The sequence below is a fragment of the Erysipelatoclostridium sp. An173 genome, assembly GCF_002160495.1.
GTDB lineage: Bacteria > Bacillota_I > Bacilli_A > Erysipelotrichales > Coprobacillaceae > Thomasclavelia > Thomasclavelia merdavium.
On the sequence record NZ_NFKR01000009.1, the window covers coordinates 1 to 16,641 of the forward strand.

The following is a 16,641-nucleotide window of genomic DNA, read 5'->3' on the forward strand; positions in this document are numbered from 1 at the left end:
ATTCTATTGTAAAAAGGAAAAACAAAAATAAAAGAAAAATCGTCATCACACTGGTGTGATGACGACATCAAACAAGTAACACTATTCGATTTTTAAAGTGAAATATTCAACATGAGCTTTAGAAATACCACGAACATCAACAATTTCTTGAGCATAATGATATTCAGGATTATTTGCTAAAAAAGCTAAGATATCAATTTCAATTTGAGATATTTGATACTCCTTTATCAAATCATCAAATAAACTATTATAATATTTCAATATGTATGAATAAATAGTTAGACTAAATGTTTTCATTCTTTCACCTCGAATAGTTTAATTTTAAACTATTATATAATAAACAGTTTATTTTATCAACAATTAAACAAAAAGAAAAACTATCCAATTATCTGGATAGTTTAACGTCGATCTTCTTCGTATTTTGTAATTTCACCAGTTGTGGCATCAACATCTATATCATATTCAGTGTTATCTTTAATTATTTCAATTTCATATTTTAAAACACCGTCATCATTATCTAATTCACATCTAACAAATTCACCACTACCACCAATCCGATCTGTAGCTATCTTCTTAGCCTCGTCTTCGGTAATAGTTGTTTGATTAGTTTGATTATTAGTTGTGTTTTGATTAGCTACATAATCATCATCTTTTTCTTTTTTAACAATATCACCACTTTCACCATCTATTTCTAAATCATATTTTTCACTATCAGTTACAATTTCAAACTCATAATATGTTCTTCCATCATCACGATCTTCGCTTGATTTAATAACTTCACCATCTACTTCTTCTAAAGCTATTTTTTGGGCTTCTTCCATCGTCATAACATCACCACTACCGCTATTACTACATCCTACTAATACTAATCCTAATAAAACTAAACTTGCTAATTTTTTCATATCATTCACTACTCCTTATAAATGTTATTGTAAATTCAGTATATTCATTTATCGTACTGGCAACTTCTAATGAATACCCATAACTGCTACAAACTCTTTTAGCAATTGCCAGTCCTAATCCAAAATTGTTATTATTTTGGGCTCTTGATTCATCTGCCCGATAAAAACGATCAAATATATATTCAATTTTATCAGCATCTATTCCAATGCCGTAATCTTTTACTTTTAATTTTAATGAATCATAAGATATTTCAATTTTTTTAGAATCATCTCGTGCATATTTAATCGCATTATCTATCAAAATGATTAATAATTGTTTCAAATGCTCTGGTTGCATCCAAACTTGATCAGTTGAATTTATTGTAATTACATACTCAAATTCTGGATGCATTTCTTTAAAATTATTTACAATTTCTTCAACAATTGGTCCTACTTCAATTGGATTATCACATTGAATCTTCATCTCTCTTGTTAAATGTAATAATTCATTACATAATTGCGCTAAACGTTCAACTTCACTATGAGCAACCTCTAAACCATTATTTAGAATTTCCGGGTCATCTTTACCCCAGCGCTGCAACATTTCAATGTTTCCTTTAATAATTGCAAGTGGTGTTTTTAATTCGTGTGATGCATCACTTACAAATTGATCTTGTTGTTTTAATGCTTGATGTGCTAAACTAATTGTCTCATTAAATTCTCGTCCTAACATTGCTAGTTCATCATTTCCTTCAATTTTTAGACGATGTTCAAAACCATCGCTTTTTATTTTTTGAATATTATTAGTAAATTGTTCTACCGTTTTTAAAAAACGCTTGCTAATTACAACTCCACAAATAATACTTGTGACTAATGCTACAACCAACAAAATTAGTAAAAGAACTATTACTACCCCTGCAATAGGAATTGCTAGATCTTCATCCATCGCATAGATACGGCCGACAATCAACAAATAATAAACCATATAAAGTACAAGAATTAAACTAAACAAAACAATTACACTCATAATAATTAATGATGTTGAACTAATTAATTGAAATCGAAATGACTTTTTTTTCATCCCAAACGATACCCTACTCCACGAACTGTTTCGATTGGAATACCTTTCATTTTATTACGCAAATACCGAATATATACTTCAACAACATTAGTCGAAACATCACCATCATAACCCCAAACCTGATCAAGAATATCATTACGACTGACCACTTTACCACCATTTTTTACTAATAGAGCTAACAAATCAAATTCAGTAGTCGTTAGAGTTACTTCACGTTCTTGATAAAAAGCCTGCCGCTTATCAATAATCATTTTTATTTGTCCATAAACATACTCATTAACTTTATTTTGCATATTTACTCGTCTTAATAAAGCATTAATTCTTGCCAACAATTCTTCCATTGCAAATGGTTTAGCTAAATAATCATCTGCTCCTACTTGCAAACCATTTACTTTATCCATTACTTCATCACGTGCTGTCAACATAATTACTGGTGTTTGTTTTTTTTCACGTAATTGGCGACATAGCTCTATTCCGTTTATCCTTGGCAACATCAAGTCTAAAAGTATTAATTCATAATCATTCTCTAATGATTTTTTTAATCCATCTTCACCATCAAAAGCCTGATCACATTGATAGCCGCTATGCGTTAATTCTAACTTTAATAAATTAGACATATTTTTTTCATCTTCTACTATTAGTATAGCCATTTTTATCACTCCTTATATTCATAACCGATAATTTCACTAGTTTTTGCACTAACTTTTACATCTATTACTTCTAAATTCTGGTCACGAATTGCAATTTCATATATTATTTCTAAGTTATCATATTCAATTTCAGAGGATATTATTGATCCAGGAAAATGATTTAAAGCGATCATGTGTGCTTCACTTTTAGAACAGTTAATATTGTTTAAAGTTGTATTCAAAATATATATTCCTGAAAAAACAATTAGAACTATTAACAAAACAGCTATAATAACTACTTGTTTTTTATACCTTAACAATTTTTCCATCTCATTTCCTCCTTTACATCTATATCATAACTTAATTTTAATTGTTTTTGCTTAAAAACACATAATAATTAAATGAGAATTTTCTCATAAACATACATCTTTTCCCTTTAATATCTTAATTTTATCACTTAATCACTAATACTATCAAACTAAACGATTTCTTCATTAAAAACTTGTCATATTTTGCAATATCTACTATAATTATTTCCATGAAAAAAATAAGATACTTTTTACCGATGATTATTTGGATGATTTTTATTTTTATAATGTCGAATACTAACGGTAACGACTCTTCATCACAAAGCAATTTTTTTGCTAATATAATTTTACAATTTATAAATATCGATAAAGAAACATTAACATTTCTAATCCGTAAACTAGCTCATATGAGTGAATATGCTATCCTAGCATTATTTACATATTACGCACTAATTAAAATTGCTTTTAATAAAAGAATTATATTCCAAATAACATTTTTAATTTCTTTTTTATATGCTTGTAGCGATGAATTTCACCAATTGTTTATTAGTGGCAGAAGTGGTCAATTCACTGATATTATAATTGATAGTACTGGCTGTTTAATTATGCTACTGTTTCTTTATTTATGGCAAAAAAGAAAAAATGAATCTAATGATTATTAGGTTCATTTTCTTTTTCCCACTTTTCAACTTTATCTTTTAACTTTTCTAAAGCCTCTTTAATTACAGTCAAACTATCTTCATCATCCTTTTCTTTATCTTCAAAACGCTCATTTAATACTGCCTGCCAGGCTGCATTTGATGATAAAATATCACCAATTACATTAAACCAGGCTCCTAATGCCGCTTGTTCATTTACTGAAAACTCATTAGTAAAAAAAAAACCAAGAATAACAGCTATCCCTGTAAAACTCAACGAATCAATACTTGGAAGATACATGTCTTACCTCCTTATATTATTATACGCTTTTATAAAAATGCTATTAGGCACCCATAAAAAAAACAAAAAAAAACATGAGCCCTAAAGAAACTCTCAAGCTCATGTCTTCATATTATTTAATTAGATATTTTTAAATTCCAAATAGTAAATCTACATATGTTGGAATTGGCCAATAGTCAGCATCTACTAATGTTTCAACTGTATCTACAGTTTCACGTAATTCATTCATTGCTTTAAATACATTATCACGCCATGCAACTGCTTGTTCAAATATTTCTACATCCATATTTTGAGCATCAGCAATATCTTTATCTAAAACATCGATTTGTTGTTTCATTGTTTTAATTAATCCTGCTAATTTATTTGCATCATCAACTAAGAAACCAACATCAATACCCGCTTCTTTTCCAGAAATAACTTCTGAAGATACTTTACTCAAATAATCACAAACTGCAGGATAGATTTGTGTTTTAGCCATCTTTAACGCTGTTAATCCTTCTACTTGGATTGTTTTAACATAGTTTTCAAGTAAAATTTCATAACGAGAACCTAATTCAACACGGCTATAAACACCTAAGCGATCAAGCATTTCTAAATTCTTTTCTTCTTTTAAACATTTTAAAGCATCTACAGTATTTTTATTATTTAATAAACCACGTCTAGCTGCTTCTTCTTCCCATTCAGCTGAATATCCATCACCATTAAAGATAATTCTTTTATGTTCAGAAATAAATTCTTTAACAACTTCATCAAATGTTTTTCCAGCTTCTAATTCATCTGCCATTTTTTCCATTTCATCAGCTAAAATAGCATTTAAAATAGTATTTGGCCCGGCAATTGATTGACTAGAACCAACTGCTCTAAATTCAAATTTATTTCCAGTAAATGCAAATGGTGAAGTACGGTTACGATCAGTATTATCTTTAGAGAATGTTGGAACAACTGAAACCCCAGTTGCAAAACGTCCAGTATCAATTTTACTAATCTTTTTACCATCACAAATTTCTTCAATTAATGCATTTAAATCTTCTCCTAAAAACATTGAAATAATTGCTGGTGGCGCTTCATTAGCACCTAAACGATGATCATTACCAGCACTTGCAATACTCATTCTTAATAAATCAGCATATTCATCAACCGCTTTAATAGTACATGCAAGTGATGCAATAAATGGTTTATTTTCAACTGGATTACTACCTGGATCAAATAAATTAATACCAGTATTTGTCATAACAGACCAGTTATTATGTTTACCAGAACCATTTACACCAGCAAAAGGTTTTTCATGTAATAAACAACGTAAACCATGAGCCTTAGCAACATCCTGCATGATCTGCATTAACAAATGGTTGTTGTCACTAGTAATATTTACTTTTGTATATACACAAGCAACTTCGTGTTGAGCAGGAGCAACTTCATTGTGTTTAGTCTTTGATGGAATACCATATTTCCACAATTCACGATCCAAATCTTTCATGAAAGCAGAAACTTTACGTTTAAGACTTCCAAAATAGTGATCTTCTAATTCTTGACCTTTAGGTGCCATTGCACCAAATAAAGTTCTACCTGTTAATTTTAAGTCCATTCTTTCTTGATAATATTTATCTTCTACCAAGAAATATTCTTGTTCAGCACCAACAGAAGCTGACACTTTTGTTACTCCATCTACACCAATTAATGGTAATAAACGGCATGCCGCTTTAGATAAAGCATCACATGATCTAAGTAATGGTGTCTTTTTATCTAGTGCTTCACCTGTATATGAACAAAACAAAGTAGGAATATATAGTGTTCCATCTTTAACAAACGCAGGTGATGTACAATCCCATGCAGTATATCCACGAGCTTCAAATGTTGCTCTTAAGCCACCAGATGGGAATGATGAAGCATCAGGTTCACCTTTTCTTAAAGTTTTACCACTAAATTGTAAAACTGCTTTAGATCCTTCTGGTTCTAAAAATGCATCATGTTTTTCAGCTGTTAAACCTGTCATTGGCATAAACCAGTGTGAAAAATGAGTAGCTCCATGTTCCAATGCCCAAATCTTCATTGCGTTCGCAATTACTGTAGCACATTCTTTAGATAATTCTTCACCTTTATCTAAAGATTCATGAAAAGCTTTGTAAATAGATTTAGGAATACGTTCTTTCATTGTATCATCAGTGAAAGCTAAAATTCCGTAATCTTCTAATAACTTATTCATATCTTCCATTCTAAGTTCCCCCTTGTAGTTTACCAATACAACCATATATATATAATATATGCCTTGTATGCCGTTATTATACAGTTAGTTGTTTCTAGTGTCAACATTAAAATAATATTTTTTTATTATTCTGATAATATTTATTCATCAACAAAAAAAGTAATCATAGCGATTACTTTTTTATTATATTAACTTTTTGTTTCCTGCTTTCTAGCAGCTTGTGCTTCTTCCTTCAATCTTCTTTTACGTTTCTTTTCATATGAATGATGAGTTGCCGCATATTCTTTATTTTGAACATGAATACGTTTATTAACTCTAACAACTTCTTCAATAAATTTCATACGATCTCTAGGTGTAACAACAATTCTTTTTTTATTTCCTGTATAAATTTCTAAAGCACGAGGGCTAGTAATGATTTTAGTCATCTTTGGAACCGGATCACAAATTGTTTCACAAGTAAGAAGATTAATTTCTTTATCTTTGCCAAGACGACGATTAATAATTAAGTTTTTACGTTCTATTGTATATTTATAAGGACGAAATAAATTGAAATAAACTACTATCGCTATACCAAAAATAGCTACAATAATTGCACTCATTAAATTACCAAAGATAAATTCTACAACCACATATATTATATAAAATATTTCAAAATATAAAATTGCCGGATTTAACGCCCGTTTAAATTCTATTTTTTTCATAATAACCTCTCTTCTAAAAAATATTTACTATAATATTATATCGTACCTAAAACATTATAGCAATTATAAATTATCCCAAACCCATAACTTATAGCTGCTATATTATTAAATAAAAGAAAGACGGAAACTCCGTCTTTCCTTTCAAACATATTATTTTTATTCTGCAGCTTGTTTGTTTTGGAATCTTTCGTATGCAATTAAGAATGGTGCATAGATTACGATAGATACAACCAAAGCAATTGCTTGAGAAACTGCACCCATTACATTGGCACCTGTAGTTAAGAAACCATGTAAGATAGGTGGAGTTGTCCAAGGAGTATTGATAACTGCTTTTGGACAGAAGCCAATAACTGTTAAAATATAACCAACAACGATAGTTGCAATTGGAGCCAATACGAATGGAATACCTAAGATTGGGTTTAATACCATTGGGATACCAAATGTAACAGTTTCGTTAATGTTGAATAATGCTGGAACTGAAGAGATACCTGCGATTGTACGGTTATCTTCACGTTTACCGAATACTAAGATTGAGATAACTAAACCGATTGTAACCCCAGAACCACCGAATTCACCGAACATTTGTAACCAAGCCATTGCGAAAATTCCTAATTCATCGCTATAAGCATCGTTAGTTTTTGAGAAAGTTTCAATATTTTTAAGCATAATTGGAGTAAATAAAGCTTCTTTTACAGCTGATAACATGTTGTTACCATGGATACCAACTAACCAGAATAACATGATTAATAAATAAATAACGATAACACCTGGAACTGTAGCACCAATTGAACCTAAAGGACCTTGAATATAAGTAGAGATCAAGTCATTCAAGTATTGACCAGTTGCCATTTCAGCTAAGCGTCCAATAACTGCAATAATGATTAAAGTAATACATGCAGGAATTAATACTTCGAATGCACGAGCAACACCAGGTGGAACTGATTCAGGCATTTTTAATTTCAATTTATCAACTTTACGTAATGCACAGAAGATTTCAACTGAAACAACACCAATAATCATACCTGTAAATAGACCAGTTGCACCTAAGGTATTTCCACTTAGACCAGCGAACACTGTCATTGCACCTGAATCATTTAATACTACTTTTGCTGCTTTATCAGCACCTTCTACTAATGCATAGTTACCAAAACTATTTTGAGTTACTGCTAACCAGCAAGCAAGTCCTAATAAACCTGCGAAGTATCCAGTTTCACCATTTGATTCACCAATTTCTTGAGCGATACCAAAAGTGATACCAACTGTGATACATGAAATTGTAGCAAATTGAATTGCTGAGAATGCTGGGTTAATAAAATCAAGAGCCATGATTGGTTCCCAGAACATACCTAACCCAGAATCTGCGTTAACTAATACGTTGCACCATAATACCCCTATCGCACCGGCAATAGTTAAAGGCATGAAAGTTTGGAACGCATTTTTAATTGCAGATAAATACTTGTTTTGTCCACACCACGCACCAACACGTCCAAGGACATCTGCCATTTTGTCCATATATTTTTTCCTCCCTTAAAATATCTATTGACAATATAAGTATAAAATTTAATTGCCAAAAAGTCAATGCTTTTTGCAATTAAAAGTACCATACTTTTAAAAATAAAACCGGTATCGACTAAAAAAACATTGGTATATTGAGGGTTTTTAACCGTATATTTTTTTGAAAAAAAATTAAAAACGCTTACATAAATGTAGCGTTTTACGTAGCAACTGTAACAGTTTGTAACTCAAAATCATTATAATGGAACCTTGAAAATGAATACTCGAAAATTACGCCAGTACTTAAGTACGCTATCTGTTCAACTTCAAAATACGGATCCGTTTCCTTTAGTCCTAAATATTGTTGTTCTAAAGGTGATGATAAATGCCCACGAACTTTTTTATGAGCGCTTTGGATTTTTAGTTTTAAATCTTTTTCAATATATCGATAAATTGATGATTTTAAATGTTCCAGTTTTAAATTAGGAATTACTGATATTGGCATATAAATAATTTCCAAAGCATAGGGTCGATTGTCTAGCTTTCTAAATCTTATAATATGATAAACAAACGAACCTTCTTCAATTTGTAATTTTTTCGATATATGCTCATCGCTTGGAATAACTTCAAAAACAATTACCTCTGTTTCAATTTTTTTAATTCCTTCATAACGTTGTGTCAATCCTTTAGTAAAAAGATTAGCTTTATTAGGCGAATCAGAAGACGGATCATAATCCTTAACAAAAGTTCCAGCCCCTCGTCTTCTAATTATCAATCCCTCTTTAACCAAAATATCCAGAGCTTTTTTCATTGTTTCTTTATTACAATGATATGTCACACATAATACATATTCATATGGGAGTTTTTGTCCATAGGTGTATTTGCCACCTTTTATCTTGGATCTAATATCATCTGCAATTTCGATGTATTTTACCATGATACCCCTCCTAGCTGCTCTCTAATTTAAAAATACCATACTTTTAATAAATTTGCACGGACTTTTTAATTATTTAACATCTAGATAAATCAATCAATAAAAAAACATTAAGAACTTGCATTTTTTAAACAAAACAAAAAAGCCCATTAGGGCTTTTTATAGATAACTATTATTTAGAATCAATAACTTTAATTGCTGCTTTTAATACATTTTCACCATTCATCATTCCATAATCGCGCATTTCGATTACTTCTACAGGTGTAGTTGTTTTTGTTTTTAATCCTTTTAATTCATGACGAACTTGTGGGCCTAACATTATAACATCCCATTCATCCAATTGAGTAGCTGCATCTGTAATTGGTAAAGCAATGATTTTAGCATCAATACCATCAGCTTCAGCAGCTTTTTCCATTCTTTGTACTAGCATGCTTGTAGACATTCCAGCATTACATACCAATAAAATTTTGTACATAAAAAAATTACTCCTTTCACATCTAATTATTTAGTTTTCTATGTACTTATATTATAACACTTTCATATATTATTTCTATCAATTTTATTAAATATTTTTGACGCGTGTTACTAATATTTCTTATATTTATTTAATTATAATTTCCTTTACAATTGTATTATCAAATTCTTTAATAATAAATTTATCATCTTCATAAATACCATAACTATTCCTTCCCTCTTTAGGCAAAGAAATTGATGATGGATTTATAATATAAATCCCATTTTCGCACTTAGCTACTGGTCTATGAATATGACCATAAACAAAAATATCACCTTCATTTAAATTAGGTAAATTTTCTTCATTAAATAAATGACCATGACTTAAAAAGAAATGATGTCCATCAACATCAATTGTTGCATAATCTGCCATCATCGGGAAATCAAGAACCATCTGATCAACTTCTGCGTCACAATTTCCTCTAACAGCAATAATTGTATTCTTTAAATCATTCAAAACAGGTATAACCTTCTTAGGTGCATATTCTTTCGGTAAATCATTACGAGGCCCGTGATATAATAAATCGCCTAATAAAATTAACTTATCAGGCTTTTCATTATAATAAGCTTCTAGTGCTTTATTTAAATAATAATATGATCCATGTATATCGGATATAAACATTAATTTCATTTTAATTCCCCTCCACCGGATAACGTACTATAGTTTTTAAATCTTCAGGTGCTACTTTTTTAGGATTATTTAAATATATTTCATGATGAAATCCACTTAATTTTAAATTAGCTACCGTAATATACTCCATTAACTTTTTAGTAGAATTTATTTCTGTGTTATAGGGACCAATATGTAACATCTGTAAACATTCCCCTTCTTCGAATTCCTTTAAATAAATATCCAAAGAAAAAAAACTCTCTGTTTTACTAAACAATTTTGCTTTAGCCTCCTCAAGCATCTCATTTGTTAATATATCAGGTTGAGGCATCAATAATGTATACTTAATCATTTTTTTACGTGTTACATCAAAATGACTGTTATCATACGTATCCCAAATTCCTTCAAGTTTAGCACCACTAAATCGAATATTTTCCATTAAATAATATTCTTTTAAAATTTTATTTAAGCTAAACATCAGTTCTGACTTAAGTTTAAATTCTGCAACGGTAGGATTTCCAACCCCATCAACAGCAATGTATTTCATTTTAGGCACCATTAATCGGCTTATTTTTTTAGTCGTAGCTCGATACAATTGTGAATATTTCTTTTTAATATCATATTTATCCATCGCATCATCCCCTATCTTTAAACTATTATATAACTTTTGCCTAAAATTACCACTTAAAAATCGTAAAGTTTCAATTCACAAAAATACTAGCTTCTATAAAAGAAGCTAGTATTCATATCATCCGGTTAGTTACTACCTCTACGTTATTAAAGCCTGCTATCCAAACTTATTTTCCATTTTAAGCACGTTTAATTGTTTTAATCACAATTGGCTCATTTGGGCAATCTTGAAAATTTCTTGACGCATTAGCAATTTTATCAACTACTTCCAATCCATCAGTAATTTTACCAAATGCTGCATATTCACCATCTAAATGTGGTGCTGCTTCGTGCATAATAAAAAATTGTGATGATGCCGAATCTGGTATCATTGTTCGTGCCATTGATAGTACTCCACGAGTATGTAACAAATCATTTTTCACGCCATTACTGCTAAACTCGCCTTTAATACTTGGTGCTTCATGATGGTTAAAACTTGCATCATATCCACCTCCTTGAATCATAAATCCAGGAATAACGCGGTGAAAAATTAATCCTGCATAAAAATCTTGATCAATTAAATCTAAAAAATTCTTTACAGTTATTGGTGCAACTTCAGGATATAATTCTCCTTTCATTACATCTCCATTTTCCATTTCAATTACAATATTTACAGTTTCCATTTTATTCTCCTTTATCAACAATTCTCGCTTCAATTAATTCACTTTGCATTTTCTTATCTTTTCTTTTCTTATTTAAAAATAATAAAACAAGAATAATAAGTGCCAATACTATTAATACCCAAATAATCGTATCAACCAATTTAAATTGATATGCTGTCGCTACGATCAAACACAAATTTATAACTTCAAACGTTCCTGATAACTTATGTTTTCCATTCACCAGAAAGTTTAACGCTAAAGCTGTACAAACAAACATGCTAATTACCAAAACAACTTCCACAGTCAACGCCTCCTTTTTTCATATCATATCATGCTTACACTTAATAAAACAACTTCTATTTAAAATATCTTAAACATATCCAATTATCACAAATATAATTTTTACTTATTAATTTTATCACAACTAATTAAATCATAATTTTTTTAATACTTATGTAATTTTTGATAAAAAGATAGAAATTTAAGAATAATATATTTGCTAATCTATCCTTCATTTATGAAATACATTTTTTACTGCAAAAAGGGGCACTTTGTTGCCCTTATCCATCATTTATTTTTACTTTTTAAATTATTTAATTATTTATGATACGGCTCATTTTTCATAATTTTAAATGCTCGATAAATTTGCTCTACCAAAACCAAACGCATTAATTGATGCGGAAAAGTCATTTTTGAAAAACTTAAGCGTAAATCAGCTCGATCTAATATTTCTTCACCATGGCCTAAAGAACCACCAATAACAAAATCAATCGTACTTTTTCCTGAAATCATTGCACTTTCCATATTGTTAGCTAACTCAACTGAATCTAACTGTTTTCCATCAACATCCAATAAAATAACATAATCATCTTGTTTGATTTTATCTAACATCCTTCGTCCTTCTTTAGCCTTTATAATTGCCTCCTCAGACAAAGAACAGTTATTAGGAATACTTTCATCGCTAACTTCATATACTTCAACTTTACAATATGCTTGCAATCTTTTTAAATATTCTTTTATTCCTGCTACTAAATACTTTTCTTTTAATTTTCCAACACAAATAATTTTAATCTTCACGTTTGCCTCCACTAACTACATCAACTTGACTAGCTACTTTAATATTTTCAAAATCAACACCATTTTCGATAAAAATCTGATGATAGGTAGCCAAAGCTTTTTCTTTTGTATTGGCTTCTTCACTTAAATGTGCTAAAACAATTTCCTTAGTTTTATCCCCAATCATCTCAACCATCAATCGAGCACTGTATTCATTGTTTAAATGCCCAGTGTCACTTTGTATTCTTTGTTTTAAAAAAAATGGTCGTTTAGTTGCCATTAACATCTCAATATCATGATTACTTTCAATAATATAATAATTTAGATTGTAAAGATACTGACGATTTTTTTGCGATACATAACCAGTATCAGTCATATATAAAATATTTTCTTTACTCCCTTCAATTACAAAAGCCAATGGGCTTGTTGCATCATGAGAAATACTTAAGGGCAATATTTTATATCCACTTAACTGTATTTCTTGATATGGCTTTAAAATATGGCTATCGTCAACATCTTTTATACACCCTTTTCCACAAAAACAGATTTTAGTGTCAAAAATACCAATATTTTTATTATGGTCATAATGATCATGAGTTAATAAAACAACATTAATATTGCTTTCATCAAAACCCAGACTTTTTAATTTGAATAACAATTGTTTCCTAGTGATACCACAATCTATCAAAATGCCAACCCCATGGTCAAAAATAAAAGTACTATTTCCCTTTGAACCGCTTGCTAATACATGAAATTCCATTTTTCCTCCTCTTTATTTACAATATTATACAAATAAACATAAATAAAAACAATTATTTTAATCTCATCAAAATGCAAATTTAATTTTAACGTAAATTATTTCTATAAATAAAAAAAGTATCATCATTACTATCATTTGTGATAAAATATTAAATAAAGGGGGATTTATTATGCCTAGAATAATTACAATTGCCAGAGAATACGGTTCTGGGGGTCGCTTAATTGCACAAAAAGTAGCCGAAAAAGTTGGTTTATTCTACTACGATAATGAAGTAATTGATTTAGCGGCAAAAGAAATGGGAATGGATGTTGATGCAATTCGTAAAGTTTCTGAACAAAAATCTTCAAGCTTTATGTATACAATGTCGTCAGCAGCGTTCAGCTTACCTTTAAATGACCAAGTTTTTGTTATGCAATCTAAAATCATACGCCATCTAGCTAATCATGATTCATGTATCATTGTTAACGGATGTGCCGACTATATTTTAGAAGATTATGATGATGTTTTAACCATCTTTATTCACGCCCCATTAGAGTCAAGAATCCATCGTGTTAAAGAAGTATATAAAGAACAACATGATGATTATAAAAAATATGTCATGAAGCGCGATAAAGGACGTAGTAATTATTATAACTACTATACCACTAAAAAATGGGGTCATTTAAAAAACTTTGATTTAACAATCAATAGTGATTTAGGTATCGAACGAGTTGCCCAAATTATCGCTGATATTTATCTTCAAGATAAAAAATAAACAACAAATATGCTTTTCTATGCTTATTTAAAACCAATTTAAATAAGCTGAAAATACTCTTGCTGCTGTTTCTCCTGCTTTCCCATTGCAGATCTAATGATTGCCTTTGCCCGAGAAGCAGCAGCTAGGGATTAATAGCTATAATTTTATTTACATAATATTTCAAGTCTTATTTTTAAATAAGATTTTTTATTTTACACAAAAAAAGAGGCCGAAGCCTCAATCGATTATTTTAAACCGTATTTCTTATTGAATTTTTCTACTCGTCCATCAGCACTAGCAAATCTTTGTTTACCAGTATAGAAAGGATGACAATTAGAGCAAGTATCAACACGTACTTCGTCTAATACTGATCCTGATTCAAATTCGTTTCCACAAGAAGTACAAACGACTTTTACTTTTTTGTAATTTGGATGAATTCCTTTTTTCATTTTCTCAATCTCCTTCCGCCTTATAGTCCTTTGACTACAAAGTAAGTTGCCATAGTATAATAACATTAAAATATTAAGATTTCAAGACATTTTTTCTAATTTATCAATTAATCTTCAACTTGTCGTCTTGTAATGACCGCACCAAGCGAAATTAATTTATGATCAATATTTTCATAGCCACGATCAATGTGATAAACATTACCAATTTCTGTAACACCATCTGCCAATAATGCAGCAACAATCAATGCCGCCCCACATCTTAAATCAGTTGCATAAACTCGATTACCATGCAATTTAGTTGGCCCATTGACATAACACATCGCTTCTTCTTGATCAATTTTCGCTCCCATTGAATTTAACTGATAACAATGTCCAAATCTTTCTGGATAAATAGTTTCTACCACCTGAGAAACTCCTTGACATTGCGTCAACAATGCTGTTAATGGCTGTTGTAAATCAGTTGCAAAACCTGGATACACTTGAGTACGAATATCCACTGGTTTTAAGTTTTCTATACCACCATGAACAATTATACTATCACCAATTATATCCATTTTTACGCCGACTTCTTTCAGTTTTGAAGTAACCGCCTCTAAATGTTGTGGGATAACATTTTGAACAATCACTTTTTCTCCAGCCGCAGCTGCTATAATTAAAAATGTTCCAGCTTCGATACGATCAGGAATAATTTCATGATAGCATCCGTCAAGTTTTTCTACCCCTTCAATAGTAATCGTATCAGTACCAGCACCACGAATTTTAGCTCCCATTTTAGTAAGCAAGTTGACTACATCGATAATTTCTGGTTCTTTAGCTGCATTTTCAATTGTTGTTTTTCCTTCAGCTTTAACCGCTGCTAATAAAATATTAATAGTTGCTCCTACTGAAGCAAAGTCTAAATAGATTTTATTTCCTACTAAACGTTCTGCCTCAATTGTATAAGTTCCATTTTCACAATAATTAACAGTCGCCCCTAAAGCTTCAAATCCTTTGATATGTAAATCAATTGGACGAGGCCCTAAAAAACACCCACCAGGCATTTTCATAGTAACTTTTTTACATTTCCCAAGTAATGCCCCCATTAAATAATAAGAAGCTCTAAGTTTATCAACAGCTTCGCTTACTAATGGTTTATTTATTAAATTTGATGGATCAACAACAAGCTCTCCATCACCCTTTATAACTTCACAATTCAATTCTTTCAATAATACTCCTAATGCATCTACATCAGAAATATTGGGTACACCATATATAGTCACAGGACTATCCGCTAAGACAATCGCAGGAATTAAAGCTACGGTAGCATTTTTCGCACCACTTATAACCACTGTTCCATTTAATTTATGTCCGCCTTCAATAGCAATTACCTCACTCATTTTAGTCCTCCTTTATTTTTTTCTACGTTACTACTATATATTAAATTATAGGCAAAAACAACCTAAATTTAAAATTTAATTTCACAAATGATTTTAGTCAAATCTAACTTATCACCAAAATAAAACAAATGAGTTTATACTATTTTAAAACCAAACTTTATAACCGTCAATATAAGTTTAAAACTATCCTAAATGAATTATAATATGATATTATATAATTAGAAAAAACTTCCCACCCCATCATTGTTTTATTTAAAAAATAGCCATCAAAGACGTAAAAAGGAGGTTTTCATTATGCCAGCAATTGACTGGAACTATCTTTCTTTTCTTAGCGCCCTAGTTTTATTTATAATCTATTTTAAAAACCGTAATAATTATGAATGGTTTTTTACTTGTGATTATTTATTTTCTCTCACTTTAGTCATTGTAACATTAGTTAATAGATATTCTAAAACAACAAATTTCTATATAACAATTCTTAGTCTGCTTATATTAACAGCTGCTTTAATCATTCAAATTCGTGGTCGACATCTATATCGAAAATATAATAATTTAATTGACTATGAAAAAAGAAATGCACGAAGAAAAAAAGCCTTTAAGATAATAAGCATTATCATAATCATCATGTTTATAATAACCATTTTTGATAAAATTCAAAAAGCTCTCTTTTAAATCTTGGCTCGGCCAAGATTTTTATTTA

22 protein-coding genes are annotated in these 16,641 nt (G+C 30.1%); 3 read left to right on the plus strand and 19 right to left on the minus strand.

What is annotated here, in order from left to right:
* Window positions 1–81 precede the first annotated feature (81 nt).
* From B5F09_RS05530 to B5F09_RS05550, 5 genes are all read right to left on the minus strand, one after another.
* Window positions 82–297, minus strand: coding sequence for a MarR family transcriptional regulator (locus B5F09_RS05530; protein ID WP_087372401.1), 216 nt, complete (start codon window positions 295–297; stop codon window positions 82–84).
* Window positions 298–398: 101 nt separating this feature from the next.
* Window positions 399–902: a PepSY domain-containing protein gene (locus B5F09_RS05535; RefSeq protein WP_087372404.1), complete on the minus strand. Its 504-nt coding sequence runs from the start codon at window positions 900–902 to the stop codon at window positions 399–401.
* 1 nt (window position 903) lies between these two features.
* Complete coding sequence (locus tag B5F09_RS05540; RefSeq protein ID WP_087372407.1) at window positions 904–1,962, minus strand: cell wall metabolism sensor histidine kinase WalK; 1,059 nt, start codon at window positions 1,960–1,962, stop codon at window positions 904–906.
* Window positions 1,959–2,612 (minus strand): response regulator transcription factor, encoded by a 654-nt coding sequence (locus tag B5F09_RS05545; protein WP_087372410.1) that lies wholly within the window; start codon window positions 2,610–2,612, stop codon window positions 1,959–1,961. The genes B5F09_RS05540 and B5F09_RS05545 overlap by 4 nt, the downstream gene beginning before the upstream one ends.
* A 5-nt stretch (window positions 2,613–2,617) precedes the next feature.
* The gene (locus tag B5F09_RS05550; RefSeq protein WP_087372413.1) at window positions 2,618–2,920 is read right to left on the minus strand and encodes a PepSY domain-containing protein; all 303 of its coding nucleotides are present in this window, start codon (window positions 2,918–2,920) and stop codon (window positions 2,618–2,620) included.
* Between the two features lie 236 nt (window positions 2,921–3,156).
* On the opposite strand from B5F09_RS05550, the gene B5F09_RS05555 reads away from it, so the two are divergent.
* Window positions 3,157–3,561: a VanZ family protein gene (locus B5F09_RS05555; RefSeq protein WP_255375592.1), complete on the plus strand. Its 405-nt coding sequence runs from the start codon at window positions 3,157–3,159 to the stop codon at window positions 3,559–3,561.
* Here the strand turns inward: B5F09_RS05555 and B5F09_RS05560 are convergent.
* The 12 genes from B5F09_RS05560 to B5F09_RS05615 all read right to left on the minus strand — a co-directional run bounded on the left by B5F09_RS05560 (window position 3,548) and on the right by B5F09_RS05615 (window position 13,380).
* On the minus strand, window positions 3,548–3,838 hold the full coding sequence (locus tag B5F09_RS05560) for a hypothetical protein (protein ID WP_087372419.1): 291 nt from the start codon (window positions 3,836–3,838) through the stop codon (window positions 3,548–3,550). The two genes, B5F09_RS05555 and B5F09_RS05560, sit on opposite strands and share 14 nt — an antisense overlap.
* A gap of 130 nt (window positions 3,839–3,968) precedes the next feature.
* Window positions 3,969–6,050 carry a glutamine synthetase III gene (locus tag B5F09_RS05565; RefSeq protein WP_087372422.1) on the minus strand — a complete coding sequence of 694 codons (2,082 nt, stop codon included), beginning with the start codon at window positions 6,048–6,050 and terminating at the stop codon, window positions 3,969–3,971.
* Window positions 6,051–6,229: 179 nt separating this feature from the next.
* Window positions 6,230–6,742 carry a PH domain-containing protein gene (locus B5F09_RS05570; protein WP_087298588.1) on the minus strand — a complete coding sequence of 171 codons (513 nt, stop codon included), beginning with the start codon at window positions 6,740–6,742 and terminating at the stop codon, window positions 6,230–6,232.
* Between the two features lie 156 nt (window positions 6,743–6,898).
* A complete protein-coding gene (locus B5F09_RS05575) occupies window positions 6,899–8,254 on the minus strand; it encodes a PTS sugar transporter subunit IIC (protein WP_087372425.1) in 1,356 nt (451 codons plus the stop codon).
* 202 nt (window positions 8,255–8,456) lie between these two features.
* Complete coding sequence (locus tag B5F09_RS05580) at window positions 8,457–9,173, minus strand: GntR family transcriptional regulator (RefSeq protein ID WP_087298590.1); 717 nt, start codon at window positions 9,171–9,173, stop codon at window positions 8,457–8,459.
* Between the two features lie 169 nt (window positions 9,174–9,342).
* Window positions 9,343–9,645 carry a PTS sugar transporter subunit IIB gene (locus B5F09_RS05585; protein WP_087372427.1) on the minus strand — a complete coding sequence of 101 codons (303 nt, stop codon included), beginning with the start codon at window positions 9,643–9,645 and terminating at the stop codon, window positions 9,343–9,345.
* 126 nt (window positions 9,646–9,771) lie between these two features.
* Window positions 9,772–10,314, minus strand: a complete 543-nt coding sequence (yfcE, locus tag B5F09_RS05590) for a phosphodiesterase (RefSeq protein ID WP_087298592.1) — start codon at window positions 10,312–10,314, stop codon at window positions 9,772–9,774.
* Window position 10,315: 1 nt separating this feature from the next.
* Window positions 10,316–10,924, minus strand: coding sequence for a GyrI-like domain-containing protein (locus tag B5F09_RS05595; protein WP_087372430.1), 609 nt, complete (start codon window positions 10,922–10,924; stop codon window positions 10,316–10,318).
* Between the two features lie 178 nt (window positions 10,925–11,102).
* Window positions 11,103–11,585, minus strand: a complete 483-nt coding sequence (locus tag B5F09_RS05600) for a peptidylprolyl isomerase (protein ID WP_087372433.1) — start codon at window positions 11,583–11,585, stop codon at window positions 11,103–11,105.
* A gap of 1 nt (window position 11,586) precedes the next feature.
* Window positions 11,587–11,865, minus strand: coding sequence for a hypothetical protein (locus tag B5F09_RS05605; protein ID WP_087298595.1), 279 nt, complete (start codon window positions 11,863–11,865; stop codon window positions 11,587–11,589).
* A 296-nt stretch (window positions 11,866–12,161) separates the two neighbouring features.
* Complete coding sequence (rlmH, locus tag B5F09_RS05610) at window positions 12,162–12,641, minus strand: 23S rRNA (pseudouridine(1915)-N(3))-methyltransferase RlmH (RefSeq protein WP_087372437.1); 480 nt, start codon at window positions 12,639–12,641, stop codon at window positions 12,162–12,164.
* Window positions 12,631–13,380, minus strand: coding sequence for an MBL fold metallo-hydrolase (locus tag B5F09_RS05615; protein ID WP_087372440.1), 750 nt, complete (start codon window positions 13,378–13,380; stop codon window positions 12,631–12,633). Before B5F09_RS05615 ends, rlmH begins: the two co-directional genes overlap by 11 nt.
* A 169-nt stretch (window positions 13,381–13,549) precedes the next feature.
* On the opposite strand from B5F09_RS05615, the gene B5F09_RS05620 reads away from it, so the two are divergent.
* Window positions 13,550–14,134 (plus strand): AAA family ATPase, encoded by a 585-nt coding sequence (locus B5F09_RS05620; protein WP_087298598.1) that lies wholly within the window; start codon window positions 13,550–13,552, stop codon window positions 14,132–14,134.
* Window positions 14,135–14,361: 227 nt separating this feature from the next.
* Here B5F09_RS05620 and rpmE read toward each other — a convergent pair whose 3' ends face one another.
* Window positions 14,362–14,565, minus strand: a complete 204-nt coding sequence (rpmE, locus tag B5F09_RS05625; protein ID WP_087298599.1) for a 50S ribosomal protein L31 — start codon at window positions 14,563–14,565, stop codon at window positions 14,362–14,364.
* A gap of 107 nt (window positions 14,566–14,672) precedes the next feature.
* Window positions 14,673–15,941 (minus strand): UDP-N-acetylglucosamine 1-carboxyvinyltransferase, encoded by a 1,269-nt coding sequence (locus tag B5F09_RS05630; protein WP_087298600.1) that lies wholly within the window; start codon window positions 15,939–15,941, stop codon window positions 14,673–14,675.
* 294 nt (window positions 15,942–16,235) lie between these two features.
* Between B5F09_RS05630 and B5F09_RS05635 the strand changes: the two genes are divergently transcribed.
* Entirely contained in the window at window positions 16,236–16,613 is a 378-nt protein-coding gene (locus B5F09_RS05635; protein WP_087372443.1) for a hypothetical protein, read from the plus strand.
* The last annotated feature ends 28 nt before the right edge of the window (window positions 16,614–16,641 follow it).